General features: G+C 56.2%; 9 protein-coding genes. 6 read left to right on the forward strand and 3 right to left on the reverse strand.

Annotated elements, in window-relative coordinates:
- Positions 1–432: 432 nt before the first annotated feature.
- Entirely contained in the window at positions 433–831 is a 399-nt protein-coding gene (locus tag Mal65_RS12495; protein WP_145297957.1) for a cupin domain-containing protein, read from the reverse strand.
- Between the two features lie 209 nt (positions 832–1,040).
- Between Mal65_RS12495 and Mal65_RS12500 the strand changes: the two genes are divergently transcribed.
- From Mal65_RS12500 to Mal65_RS12525, 6 genes are all read left to right on the forward strand, one after another.
- A complete protein-coding gene (locus tag Mal65_RS12500) occupies positions 1,041–4,421 on the forward strand; it encodes a DUF4838 domain-containing protein (protein WP_145297960.1) in 3,381 nt (1,126 codons plus the stop codon).
- A gap of 28 nt (positions 4,422–4,449) precedes the next feature.
- Entirely contained in the window at positions 4,450–5,373 is a 924-nt protein-coding gene (locus Mal65_RS12505; protein WP_145297963.1) for a sugar phosphate isomerase/epimerase family protein, read from the forward strand.
- Positions 5,374–5,541: 168 nt separating this feature from the next.
- Positions 5,542–6,591: a LacI family DNA-binding transcriptional regulator gene (locus Mal65_RS12510; protein ID WP_145297965.1), complete on the forward strand. Its 1,050-nt coding sequence runs from the start codon at positions 5,542–5,544 to the stop codon at positions 6,589–6,591.
- A 514-nt stretch (positions 6,592–7,105) separates the two neighbouring features.
- Positions 7,106–7,912 (forward strand): PEP-CTERM sorting domain-containing protein, encoded by an 807-nt coding sequence (locus Mal65_RS12515; protein WP_145297968.1) that lies wholly within the window; start codon positions 7,106–7,108, stop codon positions 7,910–7,912.
- A gap of 184 nt (positions 7,913–8,096) precedes the next feature.
- Complete coding sequence (locus Mal65_RS12520; RefSeq protein ID WP_145297971.1) at positions 8,097–8,777, forward strand: HAD family hydrolase; 681 nt, start codon at positions 8,097–8,099, stop codon at positions 8,775–8,777.
- A gap of 6 nt (positions 8,778–8,783) precedes the next feature.
- A complete protein-coding gene (locus Mal65_RS12525) occupies positions 8,784–10,796 on the forward strand; it encodes a sodium:solute symporter family protein (protein ID WP_145297974.1) in 2,013 nt (670 codons plus the stop codon).
- Between the two features lie 39 nt (positions 10,797–10,835).
- Here the strand turns inward: Mal65_RS12525 and Mal65_RS12530 are convergent, their stop codons facing one another.
- Both Mal65_RS12530 and Mal65_RS12535 read right to left on the reverse strand, forming a co-directional pair.
- Positions 10,836–12,170: a tetratricopeptide repeat protein gene (locus Mal65_RS12530; RefSeq protein ID WP_196784795.1), complete on the reverse strand. Its 1,335-nt coding sequence runs from the start codon at positions 12,168–12,170 to the stop codon at positions 10,836–10,838.
- Positions 12,171–12,514: 344 nt separating this feature from the next.
- Positions 12,515–20,407 (reverse strand): two-partner secretion domain-containing protein, encoded by a 7,893-nt coding sequence (locus tag Mal65_RS12535; protein ID WP_145297977.1) that lies wholly within the window; start codon positions 20,405–20,407, stop codon positions 12,515–12,517.
- Between the last annotated feature and the right edge of the window lie 242 nt (positions 20,408–20,649).

Here is a 20,649-nt window from a genome sequence, read left to right on the forward strand (position 1 = left end):
CATGTTCTTAAGTGGGGTAACACTGCGAAGCATGCCCCGCTTCCCCGCCACCATCGTATCGAACTCGAAAGGTGCCGTTGGCGACTTACGACCGGATTTCGTATTCGGACGTTTCAAGACGCAATGCCGTTGCTGGATTCGGCAGTGTGGTCGGTTGGAGAGGACAGAGAGCGCGGGCGTGATTTCAGCTCTTGATGTGACATCAAGCGGTTTTGAAGCGGAGAAGTGAGCTGCGTTGTCTAGCATCCGTTGCGTCAACGTTTGTCCGGTGGCAATCGATGTGGCAGCGGCAAAAGGTATGGGAGCCTGCGAATTTCGGTGTTCCAATTCCGACAGCACGTATGGTGCTTTGCTTCGCACCTTAAGATGAACAAAAGTTGCCCAAGCGAAGAAGACGAGCTGGTCCCGGACCCGTTGCAGGGGTTGCGGAAATCATGATTCCGGATCATCGAGATCGGCTTGGATCCAACGGTCGGAGAGGTGAATGTCGGTGGTCTCCAACGTTCCCGGTCCGAGATTGTGGTACTTGTGAGGAACGTTGGCTGGTCCCATCAACACGTCACCCTCCCGAGCTTCCAGTTTTTTGTCGCCGATGGTGAACAGGGCTCGCCCACTGCGAATGATGAAGACCTCGTCGTAAGGATGGACGTGCCAACGTGGGCCTTCGCCGATCTGTTCGGTGCGATAGAACAAGACAGTGACGCCGGTATCCAGCGTCTTTCCCTCCAATGTGCCGAACCACTGCACCGGATCGGATGCCCATTGTGAACGGCCAACAAGACGTGGTTCGCGTCCGCGTGAGTCGAGTTCTTTGAAATCGCATTTTTCCATCGGGAAAGTTTCGTGAAGGATGCGTTAGGGATTGCGGCGCGGTTAGGGGGCCAGCGTTCGATGACCGTGCAAAAGTACGAACTGACGTGTGCAGAACGACAATTCGTGAGGTCCAACCTTCTGTGTAATGTCCTGTTGCCAGCATCGATCCGCAGGTTGGAAGCCAAAGACGCTTGCGGGGTCACCGTCGTCGGACTAGTCTAGCCCGCATGATAGAACGTTCTATTTCATCCGTGGTTGGTGTCCTGGTGGGGGCGCTGTTGAGCATCGGTACGGCCGGGGCGCAGACGGTACGTCTGCACGACGACGCGGATCCGGTCCTGGTCTTTGCGAAAGAGGAACTACGTCGGTACGCACGCCAGATGGGCGTGGTGGAAGAACCACTGAAGGTTGCCATTCATGGTGATCTGACCACGTTGGAAACCTCCATCGATGCCCCCACGGACGAGACCTTTTATTTGGAGGTCGACCGGCTAAGTGGGACGGTGGAAATTGCCGGAGCCACCCCACGTGCCGCGCTATACGGCGTGTACGCGTTCTTGGAACAACAGGGGTGTCGATTCTTTGGCCCCGGACCGCTGGGTGAAATTGTGCCGACGCGAAAGAATTGGCACCTGGAGTCATCGGAAAGGGTCGAATCGCCCGCGATGCACACCCGTGAGATTGGTGGCGGGGCACCGCAGGGCATCGATCCTGTTTCGGCCATCGACTGGAGAACCAAGAACCGATTGAACCGGGCCTTTGCGTTGCGATCCGGTAAATTTACCGAACCATCTGATGCGATGCGTGTCGACGCAGCGTGGCGGAAACGCGGTGGGACTAGGCACTGGCAGTGGATCGCGCACAACTTCGGATTCATTTTTCCGCCGGAAGAATCCTGGTTTGAACAGCACCCCGAATACTTTGCACTTTACCAGGGGCGACGCCGACGACCTGGATCAGAAGGCCGACCGTACTATGGCGGTGGAAATCTGGCGCTCACCAATGCAGATGTGATCGACCACACGGCCGCCTTTGTTCAACGTTGGTTTCACGATCATCCCGATGGTGAAGTCGTTCCATTGTGGCCAAATGACGGCGCGATTTATTGGGATGAATCCACTGAAGCGATGAAGTTAGGTGGAACGAATTTCACGACCGGTGCTAAAGGTTCGATGACCGGCCGCATGGTGTATTTTGCCAACGAGGTTGCACGTCGTATCGCATCGAAAAGCAAGCCGAATCAGAGAATACTTTTGCCGGCATATGCCAATTATCTGATTCCGCTGGACGAAGCCAAACTGGAACCAAATATTATGGTCCAGTATTGTTTTCACGGTGACTATGCGCACGGTCCGACGCAATCAAAACACAATGCTCTCGCTGTCGAACAAATGCGTCGTTGGGCTTCCCAGGCAAAGGACTTTGGCGTCTGGGAATACTTTTTAATCGGCGATTTTCATCAGTCTGAAGACGCACCGGTCCTGCTGCCCCTGGTGTATCGGATCCGTGACACGATGCGTTTTCTGCATGACATCGGTTGCAAACATTACTTCACCCAGTCCAATCCCGCCTATCAGACGTATAACCCGCTGGTCTATCACGCACTTGCCCGATTCGCTTGGAATCCGACCCAAGATGCGGATGCGTTGATCGCCGATTTTTGTCATCACAGTTTTGGCCCTGACGCTGGGCCACCAATGGAGAAGTTTTATCGTGCCATGGAGATCGCTTGTCAGGAATCGAAGTGGTCCCCAATGACTTATGGCGAAGTGGTGGTACCGTCGCCGCTGGTGTTCACTCCGGAACTGTTGGAAAGGTTGGATTCGTTGCTGGATCGGGCGTCGGCGTATCCGCTTTCCATGGACCAACGACAGCGGTTGCAATCGGTTCGTATCGCTCTGGATGCGACCAAAGGTGCTGCGAAAGTTGCGCGGACGGTGGACCTGACCGGCAATGGCCAATGGCGGCTTTTGCGGACATCGGACGCTTACGTGATTCATCCGGATGGACCGGTTGTTGATTCCGAACAGTTCGCCGCCATGGTTCAAGAAGCCAGCGATCGAGGCGGCGGTGGACCGGCCCTGCAACGCACCGCATTTCGCTGTCGTCGACGCGTTGCCGACATGGAACGAATTGAAAACGGTGGCCTGCAGTTGGCGGTGATCCCGGAACTGGGAGGCCGAGCGGTTCGATTGATCGATTCCGAAACTGGGTGGAATTACTTGGCCGAAGGTCCGGCATCACAAGTGGTTGATCGACTGGCGGCGGATTACTTGGACTACGGGGGCTACGAGACTTATGTGGGGCGTCAATTTGGGTCCGCCGGTTGGGAACAGTCTTATCGAGTGCTGCAGAAGGCGGAGTCCCAGATCGAGATGGAATCAGTCGGTGATGGATGGAAGCTGAACCGAGTCTATCGTCTCAATGGCCATCCTAAATACTTGGAAATTCGTGAAACGCTGACCAATACGACCAGTCAATCGATGGAGACCGCGTTGCGAACGCATCCACAATTTTGCTTGGGGGGTGATGTCTCAAAAGCGATGGCTTTCCGGATGGATGCGAGCGGGCGTTGGCGGAATATCGACACCCTGGGCGGGATGCACGATCAAATGCGTCCGGCATCTGGAAATTTGGTTGACGACATCGCTGTCTGGCAGGCGTCGGAAAGCCGTGGGTTGATGCTGAGGACGATGGTTCAGAAAGCATCGGAGATGCCAAACGGCTATACCTTTGTGTCGCCATCGGATCATCGGTTCCAGTTGGAGTGTCTCGGGCCGACGGTGCGAATCGATCCCGGTGACGCTTACAAGTTGGTCCAGCGGATCATGCCGTTGGATGACCCATCGCGGATCGGGCTGCCCGTCGACACTGACCTTGCCGACAGCGGCGATTTCAAGGAGCACCAACAGGAACCGATTGGATTGATTTCAGGTGGCGCACAATCGAAGGCGTCGGGGTCACTGAACGGTCACATGCGTCGTGGCGATCAATGGGGCGCGTGTTTTGATGACACGCACCGTCTGGTTGTTCCCACAGGTGATCTGCACGTCGACGCGGGGACCGTCGCGGCCTGGATTCATGTTCCCACGGACGACGGGACAAGTTTTTTGGTGTCCTCCGGTGACAATCGTGACGCGTGGTTGGCACTGTCGGTGGATCGCGAAGGCTTCAATTGGCTGGCAAAGTTGGGTCAGTCTCCGTATCAGGGACCCGGAGAGGCTTACGTTTCTGTAAACGCCGGATGGGAACTCGATCGGCCTTCGGTCGGTTCCATTGGTCGAGGGGATCATTCAACACGCTGGCATCATGTTGCGTTTGCTTGGCAGCATCATCCTGAGTCCGCGGTGGCCGAATTGACGCTTTGGTTGGATGGGAAAGTCGCGCAGCGACGCAGCGATTTGCGTTGGCCGTGTGGGTTTCCATCGGCACCGTTGATTGTTGGTGGGAACTCCGCCAGCGGATCGGATGCATCACCTATTGCCATTGATGATTTGATCATCTTGGACCACGCGTTGGACCAGGACGAAGTGGCCACGGCGATGAACAGGCCTCAAGAACTGGCCGAAATTCGATTATGGTTCGATTTTCAGCCAAGTTCACAATAGACGAAATGAACGATACCAGGATGATGGCATGAACGCGTTGAAGTTGTCGGTCACGGCGGAATGGCTTTCCTTTGCCGAATCACTGACGTTACAGAATTTTGATGACGTTGTGATACGGTCCGCGTGCGCGGCGAAGGCTGCCGGTTTTGATGCATTGGAACTTCCACTGCCACACGCCCAACATTTATTGTCCGCACTGGGGGAGACCTATTGGACGGAACTGGCAGAACGATTGGTCGAAATGCAAATTCCGGTGCGATCGATTCATGGTCCCAATTTTCCAGGCTTGGCCACAACCGTTCCCCATGCCTTGCATCAGATTTTGCCGCAATGGCGAATCGCGAACCGAATGAAGGTGGATGCCTTTGTCGTGCATCCGACGCCCCATAGTCATCCCCATGTGGTGGAAACCGCCAAGTCTTTGTTGGAAAGAGACGTGGAACTGTGTAACCATCTGATCGGAGAATGTGACGGAGAAACGAAATTGGCCGTGGAGAATTTGCCCACCTATGGATTGGCCCACTTGCGTCGTCTGATGGATCGAATCGACCAATCGCCGTTGGGGGTTTGTTTCGACACGGGGCATTGGAACGTGCGACCGGAAGGCAGCATTGAAACGGCGTTGACCCTTTTCGACCAACGGATCGTCCATCTTCATCTAAGCGACAATCCGGGATGGTGTGATGCGCACCAACCGCCGGGCAAAGGTTCGTTTTCGTGGCACCGGTGGGCCCAGGCGATTTCTCCATTGCAGTGGTCGCGGCCGATGTTGATCGAACTCAGCGCACCCCTGCGTTGCCAGGATCCCGATGCAACATCAAAGACCTCCGTTGTTTGGTCAGAAGCGAATCGGCTAGCCAGGATGACTCTTTGCGAAGCACTGAACTCGGTGGGCGTGGAACAAACGAAAACCGGTGTGCCGTCAAAATCGGCGCAGTCTACGAAAGTTTAGTCGGCAGGTCAGTTGGTTGTCCGTTCCTTTGCGAAAGCCGATACTCTACTGCCCTTTGGATCGAGAACAAATCGGAGAATCGCGATGCATCGAGTTTTCTATCGTGATGATGGCAGACTGTGGCGACCGAGGGATTGCAACCACCAATAAAACGAGGGCACCGAACTGATGGCAGGAAGTCGAACCGGCCGTGTCACGCTTGCCGATGTGGCCGCCGAAGTCAATGTTTCGGTTCAGTTGGTCAGTGCGGTGATGAACGGTCGTGGTCCGTCAACGATCGGAGCCAGCGACGAAACTCGTCGTCGCGTCCGTGAAGCGGCGGAGCGATTGGGGTACCGTCGAAATGCCGACGCGGCTTCGCTACGCACTGCAAGGCACGGTCGTGTGGGGGTGTTGATGGATCGCCAAGACGCCGGGGTGTTTCTACCACAAAACATCTTGGCGGCGATGTCCGATTGTTTCGGCAAGGCCAATCTTGGACTGATGATCGACAGCGTATTGCTGTCCAATGCCGAAGCCAGACGGAAATCTCGGCTGATGAATGAGGATTGTGTCGATGCACTGGTGGTCGGACTATCTCGGGCGCCAGAGCCCACTTTGGTGCGTGCGCTGCGTTCGATGGACTTGCCGTTGTTGTGGCTTCATCGCCCGCTCTCAAAAAACTCGGTTTCCTATGACGAGGCGGAAGCCGCAGCGGGCTTGGTGGAGCACTTGGCCCAACGTGGGCACCGAACGATTCACTTTCTGGATCTCAACGCCCCGCCGGACGACGCGTTTGCTATTCGTCAGCGAGCCGAGGGATTTCAACGGGCCTGTGAGGCGAATTCAATCCATGGGGTGATCAACTTTGACCACCTCGTACCGCGCCCGCAGCGTGCGAGTTTTGCACGTCAATGGTTGGACGATCATCCCCAACCCACAGCGGTGATTCTTGGAAGTTGCACCGCAGCGCAAGTTTTTTTGGATGTTGCTTTGCAAATCGGACGCGAAGTGCCCCGCTCGCTGGCAATCGCAACCTTCGACTCTGGAACCATGTGTACCGCCAACGCCCCGTCCATCACAGCAGCCATTCTATCCCAACAGGCGTTTGGTCAGGCCGCCGGTGAAATGGCAGTGACTTTGGCGACCAAGTCTGCGCAGTCGTGCCGCAGCCGAATGATTCCCTGCCCCGTCCAAGTGGGCGGCACGACCAATCAAGTTTCGAACGAAGACTTATAAGCTGGTCATATCGTTTTCTTGGCCCGACTCTGTCGACACGATTTCAATCATGGTCGTCGATTGAGCGATACGTTGTGAGGACACCTTGACGAGGCAAGTCGCGGTGCAAGTTGCGCAATGTGTGACGCTGGCTTCTTCGACAACTGAAGGCAAAGGTGTGGTGCATCTGGGTCTACCGTGGGGCACGTCTGTATTCTTTGGGAGTATTAGATTACCTCGGCAGGGCGACGAACGTCGTTGAAGATTCAGGTCACCATTCGACGCGATACGTGGACCGCGAAGATACGGTGAAGTCTGGCGATAAATTCGCTGATTTGAGTTTCCAAGGTTACCGCCCCAAGTATCATCACCGCGAGAGATAGAACGTTCTATCTGGTAGGCCCATTGGATCCAACGATCGCAATTCATCACCGCCACCGGGGCGGGGGGGAAGAACGCTGCCTTTGAAGAATCCATCGAACGATGTGATTTAGGGCCGGTACGAGCATCTACAAAGACTTTAAGGGAAAATCAGATGACCAGAATTCTTGAGTACTTATTGATTCCAGTGATCGGTTTGTTGGGCGGCGCCTCACTTTGGGGCGACGTCATTGCGACCAACCCAGATCTAGGTTTCGACGTCAATTCCAACGGCGTTGCATTGACTGAATCGATCGGGAATATCTCCTTGACCGATTTCAATGCGGTGTCGGGGCGATCGACGATGACTTTCGAGACCGAACACGGCTATTCAGGGTTGGGACGCGAAATCGTCGGCACAGTGCAAATCGACAATCCGATCGTCGAAATGCCTGGAATCGGAAATCGAGTGTCGATCACGCAACCGTTCTCGGAGTTTGATCCCGTCGGCTTTACGGTTCGTGCGGCCGACGGCAAGCCGGAATTCGCATCCAGCGGAGATGAGGCGATCCATTCGGCGGCCAAGGAGGTAACGTTCTCATTCGATAACCCGGTCGCGATGTTCGGATTGGTCCTGAATCGTAGCGGTGTGGACCAGGTTGTGACCGTCTCACGAATTGGCAGCGCCGATGAAGTCTTTTCGATGGTCGGAAACTTGAATGCGCAAAGTGGCACCAATCACAGTTTCTTCGGCTTTCAAAGCGACGAGAATGACATCATCAGTGTCAAATTCGAAGACACGAATTTTCCGACGGATGTCTTTTTTCAACGCAGTTTTGACGACGTTAGTATCGCCAGTGTGACAGCCGTCCCCGAGCCGGGCAGCCTTGGTCTGCTGGCCCTCGGTGGCGTGTATGCATGGAAACGTCGCCGTAATCGTCGTGCAAATGGATGCGTTGCGCCCGGTCCGGGGACAAATTGAAGTTATCCCGACGCGACCCGTCATTGAAATTTCGCGACCGGACCTGGCAATGCCTTGGTACAGGTCCGGTTGCCCTATTTATTTGTTCGGCATCATTGCGGCATGATTCTCAGTGCGACGATTCCATGTGATTGGAAATTGTTGCCGAATGCCCGCTGGTGCCGCTGTCAGACAAAGTTGATCGATGCCACCGCTATCTACCTTGCTTATTGATATCGATGATACACTTGTTCACCAGTCGGGCGTCGCAGGTCAAACTTACCCATTGTTAGAACTGATTAAACAACAGGCCGCGGCCCAGGGCTTGGCAACCCGCAGCACGTTGCGAGCAATTCAGGATGTGTTGGATGCGGTCTATTGGACCTGGAGCGATTTCCTTGCCGCGGTCGGCGTTGATCCGGTAGAGTTTTGGCTACAGGCGGACCTGATCGAATCACGACGGACGACGGTCCTCGATCCGCAGATTTCAGCTCGGCTGGCGCGATTGCAACAGGCGGGTTATCGGCTGTGCATCACCAGCAACAACCCGGTCGACGGCATACGGCACAAGTTGCGACTGGCGGGATTCGATTCACAGACGCAACAGAATCTGTTTATGGACTTTTTCGGTACCAACAATTGTCGGGCCAACAAGGGGCAGGTGCAGTTCTGGCGTTGTGTGGTCGGTCAGTTGCGGGTTGCGCCGGAAACGATAGCGGTGATCGGCGACAATCCCATCGAAGATGGTCAGATTCCCAGCACCGTCGGGATCAATCGATGGTTTCCGATAGGGACGAATCAGACGGACCATCCGGCGGATTGTTGGGCGGCAGCGGAGCGTCAGTTGCTGGATCATCGATCATCCAATTCCACCACTCGCCATTGATCCGTCATGCATCTATTTGATTGGATCATTGTTGTTTCGGTCATGGTGTCGGCTTTGGCGATCGCCGTCTACGCGCGTCGCCTGGTGCGAAGTGTGTCGGGATACTTGGTGGCCGAGCGTTCCGCGGGGCGTTATCTGTTGGTGGTATCCAATGGAATGGCTGGCTTGGGAGCGATCACAATCGTTGCCCAGTTTGAAATGTTTTATGACGCGGGGCTCACCGCAAACTGGTGGATGCTGTTGTCGATTCCCGCGACTCTGGTGATCGCCTTAAGCGGATGGGTCTACTATCGATTTCGCCAGACGCGGGCGATGACGTTGGGCGAGTTTTTGGGGCAGCGGTACAGCCAGCGATTTCGAGTTTTCGCAGGGGTGTTAGCGTTCGTCTCGGGCGTTTTGAACTTTGGGATCTTCCCGGCGGTCGGATCCAGATTTGTCATGACGCTGGCCGATTTGCCGGAGTCGATCTGGATCGGCGTTGATTTTCCGTTGCAGCCCATCTTGATGGTGTCAATGGTGGGGGCCGCGACGTGCATCGTGCTGTTGGGTGGGCAGGTCGTTATCATCCTGACGGACCTGCTGTTCGGGTTTGTCACGATGCTGTCGATGTTTTGTGTGATCAGCTATCTGTGGTGGTGGATGGACTGGGCCGTCTTGGTTGATGTGTTCGAGTCTGATCCGGTGGGGCATTCACGTCTGGATCCGTTTTCCTCGGCGCGTTTGGCCGGGTTCAATATCTGGTACTTTGCGATCGGCATTCTGTTTTCGTTCTATGCGACGATGACATTCCAGGGGGACACGCCGTACCGCGCCGCGCCGATTTCACCGCATGAGTCAAAGATGGCTGCGGTCTTGGTGGAATGGCGGGCACTGTCCGTGCGGTTGATGATGATGCTGGTACCGTTGGCCGCGATCATATTGCTAGAAGGCGGCGGGAATGAAACGCTGAAGCAGGCCGTGGAATCTAAGATCGCGTCGATCGATAATCCGGTTGTGGCAAGGCAGATGACGGTTCCCGCGGCAGCGTCTGTCTTGCTGCCGGTCGGTTTAAAGGGGGCCTTCATCGTGCTGGTGCTGGGGGCTTTCCTTAGCACGCACGACACCTACCTGCACGCGTGGGCCAGCGTTTTTATCCGCGACGTTGTTCAGCCGCTTCGATCCGAACCGCTCAGCGACAAAGGGGAGATCCGTTTGTTGCGTTTTGGTGTGGTTACGGTCGCAGCGATGATCCTTGCGATCAGTCTATTGATTCAGCCCAGCGACTATTTGTTGAAGTTCATGTTCTTGAGCGCTTCGATCTTCATTGGGGGTGCCGGCGCCGTGCTGATCGGAGGCCTTTACACGAACTGGGGCAACACGTGGGGGGCGTGGGCCAGTTTGTCGGTTGGCGCGGCAGTCGCAACGGTAGGCGTGATAGGCCAAACGTTTTGGATTGATCGAATCTATCCTTGGCTCAGTGATTCGCACCCAAATTGGTTGGAACCGCTGCAAAAAGTTTTGGACGCGATGACACTGGGATTGCCCGGAATTGAGTTTCCCGTCGGAGATCAGCAGTTTCCGATCGACGGACAATGGTGGAGTTTAGGAACAATGGTGTTGGCCACGGCCAGCTACATTCTCGGGTCGGTTGTGCAGGGACTATTCATGGGTTGGCCTACCGGCGATGTGACACGATTCTTTGTCGATGGGGTCAACGACGTGCAACGCGAATCCGGCAAAGTGCGTCGCATGTTACGCAGCCTGTTTCCGTCCGAGGAATTCACCCTCGGTGACAAGTGGATCTGGGGGGCAAAAATGGCGTGGACCGGAGGGCTGGGAATCGTCTTTGTGGTGGGAACGACGGCCGCTTGCTTCTTCCAGGTCGACGGTCGCTGGTGGGCGACTTTTTGGAATGGATACATCCAGGCGACTTTGGTGATCGCCTTGGTAACCACGTGTTGGTTCAGCGTGGGTGCTGTCGGAGATCTGAAGCGATTCTTGGTGCGACTGGCTCAAAACATCTCCGACGCCGACGACTGAAACCTCCGTTCCGCTGACGGATCGATCCGGATGGTGTCGTTATTTCGACAAGCGTGTCAGCAACGCGCGGGCGTCGGCTTCTTCGGGAAAGGCAACGGAGCTGTTGAGGGCCGCCTGGGCGAACTGTTTGGCGGCGTCCAGTTCGCCACCGGATTCGAAGATGGCGGCGGCGAAGTAGCCGACTTCGGGTGAAAATTCGCCACCAAGGATTGCTTTTCGGATGACTTGGTTGGCTTCCTTGGTCTTGCCGATCCGAAACAAAGCCCACGCGTAGGTGGCCACCGCGGCGCGTCCCTTTTGCGTCTTGGTGTTGGAGTTGCTCTTCAACAGTACTTCCGCATGACGCAGCGCAAGTTGGTGTTTTTCAGGGCTGTCCTGCGATAGCAATGACAGAGCCAAGCCATTGGTCGCGTCGAAGCTAGCCGGATTCTGCTGGTGCAGTTCCGCGAATATTATCTCGGCGCCCACAGAATCACCTTCGAAACGTTTGACGGTTCCCAGCATCGCGTTGACCGCGGGAGAGTCCGGCACCAACTCCTTGGCGCGATTGACGCATTGCTGCATCAATTGTTGCTCGCCCGCCGCCATCGCCCACAGTCCCACGGCGATTTGTGTTTGCGCGTCATCTTGACCAGCCTGTTTCGCATTCAGCATCGCCTTCTTTGCCAATTCATGCTTTCCGTCGGCCTGGTACATTCGCCCCATGGCGACTTCGGGAAGGACGCCGGATTTCGAAAACGTGCTGAGGTTCTGAAGCGTCTGCTTGGCAAATTCATAATCTTCCAGCTGAAAATGTGCCGCCGCCAGCCGATTCCAGGCCGCCTCGTTGCGTTGGTCCAATTCGATCCAAGCACGAAGATGTGGTTTTGCCGCGGCCCAATTTTGACGCCGTTCATAGATCGCGGCCAAGCCGGCGTGGGCTGTTGCCGTCAGTTTGTTTTTCCGGGTCTCGTTGCGATCGTAGCTATCCGACAGCTCCAACGCTTTTTCGAACAACACCTCCGCTTCGGCGATACGTCCTTCGCCGATGGCAAGTTCCGCCAGCATGTTCCAGACCTCCGGGTCGTTGCCATGGTTTTCGGCGGCACGTTCCAAAGCGGTGCGTCCGCTACTTCGATTTCCCGTCGCGTAGGCAAGTCGAGCAAACATCACTTCGCCCGGCGGCAGATCCGGATGCTGGTTGTATGCCGATTGGAACAACTCCATCGCTGCAGTGGCGTCGCTTTCTTTGAATGCGGCCAACGCCTTGTCCAGCAACGGTTGCGCCGGGTGCGGGGCCTGCTGAGTGGTCGCCTGAGTGCTGTCAGCGGATTCTTGACCATGCAGCGCCGGACTGACCAGCAACAGCATGCAGACAATGGCGAACAGTTTCATTGCAATCTTCATAGGGGGTGTTCGTTCAACGATTGGATCGTGCAGTTTAGATCAGACGGGAACAATTCGAACGTCTGATCCGGGCCAGATCGAACTCATCCGCAGTCAACCGGTATGGTTCGATCGGTTGATAGCGAAAAAGCGGCCCGCCCGCGTGCAATCGGCCCTGGCACCCATCGGCGATCTTGTCAGGGGCGATTCGTCCGTGCTTGGCGTGACCAGTGCTACGTTGTTGAGGGAACGTTCGTCACAACGTGGGGATTGGAAACTCGTTCCAATAAATTGCAATCTCGGCTTGCGCCGTCGGCTCAGATGTCGGAATCCGACGCTATGACGAGTCGTGTTTAGTCTCGGCTGCTGTTGCGAATGGCGTTTGGAAGGTAAACATCGCCACTGGGTTCATCGGCCTGTGTGGCGTCATCCGAGTCGTCGCCTTCATTCGCGCTGAACGGGGAAGGACCAAGGTTGATGGTACCGACATTCGTTGGTGTCAGCATGTCGACCGTGTTGGCGAAATCGATGTAGCGACCGAATTGGTCGTAAACCAAGTCGTCGGTACGGATGCCCACTTCGGGCAACGGGATTTCATCTCGGACGGTGAAGACGCCATTGTTGATGGTGACGTCATAGTTGCCCAGATCGAGATCGCCCATCGGATTCATGGCGATGATCGGATACTGTCCCAATTCGGCATCGGCGAAAGTTCCCTCACTGGCCAAGTCGACCTGGTCAATCGTATCTGCATTCTTCAAGCCGAACGCCGTGAACTCCGATCCGTTGAACACGAATTCGACGCCAATCAATTTCGACTGGTTGTTCGCCGAAATCAGCAGCGGTGCGGGTGTGACCATCAATCCACCGGACAGCGAACCGAGTTCGATGTTGTAATTGTTCGCGTCGAACCCATTGCCGGCAGCAGCAATTCCTGATGCGGCCAAGTCATAGCTGCCGACATTCGCGGTTGCGGCGATGCCGGGCGAAGTGAAGCTGACTTGTTGGATCGTTTCTCCGTTCTTCAGCCCGATCGCTTCGAAGCGTGTGCGGTCCAACATCGAATCGCCGTAGGTCTTCTGCTGGCTCAAAGGATTGACGACCAAATCGGCGGGAACGACCGTCAAGCCACCGTTGGAGAACGAGATGTTGTAGTTCAATGGATTGAAAGTCCCTTGTCCTCTAACGTTCAGGCCGACCGCGTAGGGAGTGTCCATGACATCGGCGTCGGGACGGGTGCCAAGGCTGAGCCACTGAACCGGACCGATCATTTCACCATTGACCAGGCCTTCGACAGTGAAGTCGTTGTCAGGGAAGACGAACGTGTCGCCGTAGGTCTTGGTGTACGTGCCACCTGTCACGACCAAGTCGGCCGGCAGGATCGTGAAGGTTCCGCTGGCGGTACCCAACAATCGGTACTTGGGATCCAGATCGGTCGCTTCGACGTTGATCGTGTAGGTGCCCGCATCGGAGAACTGGGTCAGGTTAAAGTCCGTGCCCACACCGATGCTTTGCAGTGTATCGCCTTCTTGCAGCACGCCGCGCGTGATTGACAGACCGGGATCGATTGGAGTTTGACCGTACGTCGACTGACCGTCGTTGGCGGTGAAAAACAGTCCGGGGGTCAGATCAATCGATGCGAGATAAAAAGCAACGTTTGCCTGGGGATTGCCCAAGTAGTCAGCATCAAAGGGGAAGGTGGCTTGTTCTCCAATGAACTCACCCACACCGACGCTATTGATCAGGTTGCCATTGGAGTCCAACAGGTTTCCGCCAGCGACACCGTTGAAGCTTGATGAACTGTCCACCGACACACCCGACTGCTGCGGAAGGTAGATGCGCAACTCTCCGTTTGCTGCGGAATTGATTTGGGATTGATTTTGCAGGCTAACTGTCGACGCACCCGACCTTGGGCTGAAAGCCAAGCCGTTCATTACGATCGTGGTGTTCAGACCACTGATGGTCGACTCCGAAAGCGAGAGCAAATACGCATCCTCTCCGGATTGAATGATTTGTACATCTCCGCTTCCGCCAGCGATGATTTCGCTATTTGTCATGCGAAGAGAGTCGCGTTCAAATTTAGGACCATCGCTAATCACGGGAGCACCGACAGAAGGTGTTGTGATGATTTCCAAAGACACCGCTTCGATCCCAATGTCTCCGTTGGCGGTCTGCAACAAGCCTCCGTCAATCGAGATACCATCTCCTGCAGTTCGGAATACATCAAACTCAGGGTCGTTCCCCAGCAAGATGTTGCCGATGCCAATCGATGCGTTTTCGGTTCCGGTCAGTTTCGCACCATCGGAAATGCTTATGCCGCCAATGGCTGCGAGCGACAGTTCCTCCGATGCGACGAGTTCCGTCCCCATTCCCGAAATATCAATTCCGATTCCGCGGCTGCTGTTTGTTCCCCGAACAATCACTCGATTTCCCGCCAACAGGGAATCGTCGTCAATCACGACTCGTTGATTAGCAGCGGGGGCATTCGTGACACCAATGATCACTTCATTTGCACCGATGATTGAATCGCTGATGTGAACAAGCGGGTCCGAATCGGCGAGCAATGCATCCTCCGATTCACCAGGTAACAGCTGAATCCTTGAATCATCACCCGATGCCAAAATCGAGACCGTGTCTAGACGCAATGTCGGGTCACCGGGGTCTCGTTGCCCGGGGATCGCGGACTGAGAATTGAATTCCAGCATCAACGATCCATCGCCGATGAAAAGGTCCGTTCCGGGGGTCAAGGTGATGTTGCGTCCCGACTGCAGCGTCAACGTGCCAACCCCCGTCGCAGCAGTGGAGAAGTCGGATCGAATCTCTAGATCGTTACTGAACTGCAGAACCAGATCATTGCCCGCATTCAAGATCGCCACGATGTCATCAGGGTCAATGAAGGTGGTGTCGGCGGGGAAGTCGCTGAACGCCAAATTGCCAGTCAGTGAGAATCCTGAGGAACTACCAAATGAAATCAGCGAAACGCTACCGACACCGGCGCGGATGTCATTCGTGCCGATTGAATCAGCTTGGTTTCCAACTGCCAGCAGCGTCCCTCCGGAATTTAGACTGACAGCACTGCCGAGCGCATCGGATCCGGGAAATCTCAAGACATCAAAGAAAGTGGTCAAGCCACCGTTTTCAAATCCGGTGTCGTCAACTCCATTGAACGCCGCTTCGGCGAACAGATAAATCGCACCGGAGTCCGGCGAGTTGTTGAATGCTCCGTCGTCACCGGTAGCACCGACCGCTAATCCGTGGCCATCGATTTGGCCAAAGATGTTGTTGTTGGCGGTGTCTGCGAAGAAATCGCCTGGCCCGGCGAAAGCAACCGATGCGCCAAATCGATCTCCTGCCTCAATGGCGAATTCCGGACCAATCAGATTCTGAGAACCCGCGAAATCAAAAGCAAGATCGAATGTGTCACTCGAAGGCACTCCGACCGCCGGGACGCGGTAGACGTAGACGTTACCCGCATCCATCGACAGGTTACCGACGCCGTCGTCGCCGGGCGCACCGACAATCAGATGATTTCCGTCATTCGTCAATGCAACAGAAAAACCGAATAAATCCACTGGGTCCAAGTCGACGACCTGCCCCATCCCCGATGTCGCTCCATCTTGAATCAAAGCCCGGAACGTTGGCATTTGAGATAAGTTGTCCGGATCAAGATCAAAGACGTAGGCCGCTCCCGTGCTGTTGCCTGAAAGATCCGACGCGCCTTGGTCTCCGATGGCCCCAACCGCCAACCGATTTCCCGCGTCATTCAAGTCGACCGAAAAACCAAATCGATCCGTAAAGCCCAGGTCCAATTCAACTGGGGCGCCAAACGTATCCGTCAGGAAGAGTTCCAGCGAAGGAAGTTGACTCAAGTCCGTTTCGTCGAGTTGGAACAAGAACACCGCGCCGCGGTCTTCTGGATCGCCCACCGCCAAGATGTCACCGGCGCCGTTGAGCGCGAGCGAGTTGCCGAAATCGGAATCGGAAAGATCAATGTTCAGGATCGTCCCGTCACTTAGCCCCGATCCGGAACGTAGGACTTGTCCCAGCACGGGATCCGATGCCAAGGTTGTGTCGACATCGAACAGATAGATCGATCGGTTGCTTTCGACCGCCAATCGTTCGCCGGTCCCGTTCAATGCAACGGCGCCACCGAATCCACTGAAGGCGGGCAATTCAACCAATCCGCCCAGCGGCGAGTCATTGCTAATCGATTGGGCCAAATTAACCGTTTGCTCGAATCCGCCGCCGCCGAAATCGAACAAATGGAAACGATTGCGATCCGGGTTGCCGACCGCCAGTCGGTCGCCGCTGCCATCGAGTGAAACGGACTGTCCGAATGTTGAATTGCCGCCCTGGAAGGTGTCGCCGGATGCGAGTGGCGTGTCGTTGCGGATGACCTGTTTCAGATCCGCCGTGACACTGAGGTCGTTGGTATCCAGTTCGAATAAGAAGACACTGTTGAGATTGAAGTCAGACGGCTGTCCAACGGCCAAGCGGTCGCCGGCGTCATTGAACGAGATGCCGCGACCGAATTCACCGCCGGCGACCAAAGACAAAGTGCTGCCATCAGCCAACGTCACACCACGACGAAGCTCCTGAGCCAAGTCGGGTGCCTGGCTCCAATCATTGGGGTTTAACTCAAACAGATAGACGCCCCCGCCCGCACCGTTTCGCTCTCCCACGGCCAGCCGGGAACCATCGGCATTCACATCCAGACCGTAACCGATGGGCGAAAACGGAATGTCAAGCGTTGTGGTATCGGCCAGTGTGGTTCCGTCTGCGATGGTCTGTGCAAGTGTCGCCGGCCCCATGAATCCGCCGGCGCCGAATTCAAACAGGAAGACCTTGGAATCACCCGAGGCTCCCGCCGCCAGACGCTGGCCGTCTTCGGTCAGCGCGATGGCACCACCGAAGCCGCTGTTGTTGCCCAGCATCAACGTTTGCCCGCCGCTGAGAGACTGTTGATTGCGGATCACTTGCGGCAACGAAAGTGGAACCACCGGATCGGTCTGATCAACCTCGAACAGATAGATTGCACCGGAGTTCATGTCCATGTTTCCGACGCCATCATCACCCGCTGCACCGATCGCCAGCAGGTTCCCGTTGTCGGCGATGGAGATCGAGCTGCCGAACATGTCTTGATCGTCCAACTGAAGCGTTTCCAACCCGACCGGCGTATCAATGCCCACACCATTGCGAAGCGTGGTCACCAGGGTGGGCACGGTGTTCAGGTTGTCTTCGTCCAGCAGGAAGAAATGAACTTGGCCGAATTCGTCACCAAATTCAGGGCCCAGCGAACTGACGGCAAGTTGAGTTTTGTTCGATCCCAATTCAACCGCAAGTCCAAGGCCTGACACGTCAGGCATCGTGGTTGAAATGGCATCGGTGCTAAGTCGTCGGCCTTCATAGCGGAACGAGGTCCCAGTGAATTCCAAATCAAACAGCGAAACCGACCCGGAATCTTGTGCCACGCGGTTGTCACCATCGAAACCCGGTGCCCCCACCACGACGCGCGTACCGGCGGCATCCAGCGCGATGTCCGCTCCATAGGATTCGTTGCCGATTTCGATGGTCGTGTCACCGATCTGGACGCCGTCGGAAACTTGAACCAGCAAATTGGGTGCAACCGTCAAGTCCGATGGGTTCAATTGGAAACCGAAAACGCCACCGTTGAGGAATCCAAGATTTTCGGCACCGACGCCCAGCAGGTCGCCGACAGCGTTCAGTGCAACGCCGCTTCCAAATTCCGCTTGTCCCACCGAAACCGGGCCGCCGGGACCGTTTTCGACCAACTGTCGAAACCGTGCCGGCTGACCAAAGTTCTGACTGATCAAGTTGAAAAGATAGACGCCGCCCGCACGATTGTTCAGCTCGGGGGCACCGACGGCCAAGATGCTGCCCGATGCGTTCAACGCGACACTTTCGCCGAAGCCGGCCGCATCCAGGTCACCCAAAGTGGTTAGCGTATCGCTGCCCAGTCGTTGCGCAAGGTTGGGAGCGGCGGCCAGATTGGTCGGGTTGATTTCGAACAGATAGACGAATGAATTGGTGAACCCGTTGGCGCCGACCGCTAGACGGTTTCCGTCTTCATCCAACGCGACACTGGTTCCGAAAAGATCGCCACCCAGTTGTGCGTTGATGGAGTTCGATTCGTTGGCACGCAGATCAAAGACGCCACCGCCCACCAACGGTGTGCCATCGCGAATGACGATCGGCAACTCAGGTGCTTGTGAAAGGTCGGTGGTGCTCAGCTGGAACAGATAAACCGCGCCCGTATCGTCCAGCAGGCTGAGTGACTGATCGAAGCCCAAGAAATCGTCGCGCGATGCACCGACCGCCAGGATGCCGCCGGGGCCGTCGAAATCAACCGCGCTGCCGAAGCGGTCGTCAGCTTCCAGTTCCAGCGTGCCGCCGCCGGAAAGTGCCGCACCATCACGCAAGATCTGTGCGAGCGACACGGAATCAAGAACGCTGTTGGTATCAAGATCGAAAAGGTAAACCGCGCCAGATTCACCCTTCAAAACCGAACCACCGTCGTCACCGATCGCACCGACCGCCAAACGGTCACCCGCCGAGTTTAGGCCGACCGATACGCCGAACCGATCAAACGCATCCAAGAACGTTTCGCCGGAACCCAACAGCGAAAACGTGATCATGTCCATGCCGGACGGAGCGGTATCGACGATCACACCATTCTTCGGATCCAGCAGAACGGTGCCGCCGCCGGTTTGGACTTCGTCGGTGGTTTGATACTGAAGCAGACCTGCCGATGACAGTTCGACGAATCCGCCGGTCCCGTCCGCTCCGCTGCCACTGACGTCCACGCCGCCGTAGAACTGCGTTCGGTCATCGCTCCAGACGATCGCCGTTCCGCCTTGGCCGCTTTCGCCGGTGGCGATGATTTGGCTGCCAGGGCTGATCAAAGTCTGCCCGGAGTTGGCCAGTTCGTCGGTCGTCAGGTCTCGGCCGCCCTGGTATTCACCGCCGACACGAATCATCCCGCCGTCGATCGATCCGGATGCATCAAACGTGGTACCCAGCATCGACGTCTTGGTGCTGCTGGACACGTCGATCGTGCCGCCGTTGCCTGTCGCCCCGGTTGCATCCAGTGTTGCTGATGTCACGATGCGGCCTGGTCCGGTGATCGCGATGGATCCACCATCGGTCCCCGAAACATCGATGTCACCCGCGGTCGTCGCGGTGTAGGCAGTGGTTGTTTCGATCTGCACATTGCCGCCAGTTCCGGCATCCGAAGATGCGTCGATCGCCGCGTATTGGTCCACCGTGTTGGATTGGATTTGAACGTCACCGCCGGACTGCGTGCCACTGGCATCGATGCGTCCTTGAACGAGCGCGTCATTGGATGTCACGGTGACCGAACCGCCGGTCGTCCCGCTGGTGTCGATCGTTCCAATGTGATTTAGTTGTCCGGTGTTAACCGAGACGGACTGACTGGCCGCGATCGTCCCGCTGTTGAAGACCTTGCCACCTGGGTTGGTCAAGTAAACTTCGCCGCCCGCCATCACCGCACCGGTCGCGCGGATCGTGCCGGTGTTGTTGATCAGCGATGCCGTTTCGCTGTAGCCGTTTTGCAGCGTGGCCATGTCGGCTTCGACATGCGTGACGCCGTTGCTGTAGGTCACACTCCGTCCACTGCCCACCGTGACCGATCCGCCTAGGCTGTTGATCGTGCCAGAGTTACTGAATTGGTTGGCGATGAAGTGCGCGCCGCCCGAACCCGTGTTGATCGTTCCCTGATTGACGATGTCTGCCGTGGAAGAACCACGGAACGTCATCGGGCCACCGTTCATGAAGTCTTGATTGCCGATGTCAAACGTCGATGCCGTGAACCCATTGGTGTTGATGACACCGTTGGGTCCGACAAGCACGCCGCTGGGATTCACCAAAAAGACGTTGCCGTTGGAGTTCAACGCACCATGAATCGCCGACGGCGTATTCGGCGTGGTCACGCGGTTCAGGACGGCAGACGATGCCGACGGCAAATTAAAGTTGGCTGTGTTGCCTTGGCCGATCGAAAAGCTTTGCCAATTGATGACGGCACGATCGGTCGAGGCATTCACATTCAGCGTTGATCCCGCGTTGGAAATCGTCGCGGCACCGGCGACGACTGTGCCACCGGTCGGGTTTTGAGCCGACGCGGTGGTTGCCGTACTGACGGCCAGCACGCCGCCCAAAAGAAGGTTACGAAGTTCGGCACGCTTTTGTCGTCGGCGTCGTTGGCTCATGGCGTTCAATTCGTCGCAAGCGCCTCGGCCAACGGATCGTTGCCGGGCAAGCAGGTTTTTTAATAACAGTGCGGATCGAGAGGGCGTTGCTAAACCAACCCGTGCAATTGACTCAGACGGACTCTCTGGAGCGTGGCTAGTTTGGATAGCCCCCCCAACGGAGTCAAACTTTTTCTGGCAACGCGGGGCAATGTCACCCAAACCGGCGTGCTATCGGAAAAACCCAAGCAATCCGGTCGTTC

It is taken from the genome of Crateriforma conspicua (assembly GCF_007752935.1).
In the GTDB taxonomy this organism is placed as follows: domain Bacteria; phylum Planctomycetota; class Planctomycetia; order Pirellulales; family Pirellulaceae; genus Crateriforma; species Crateriforma conspicua.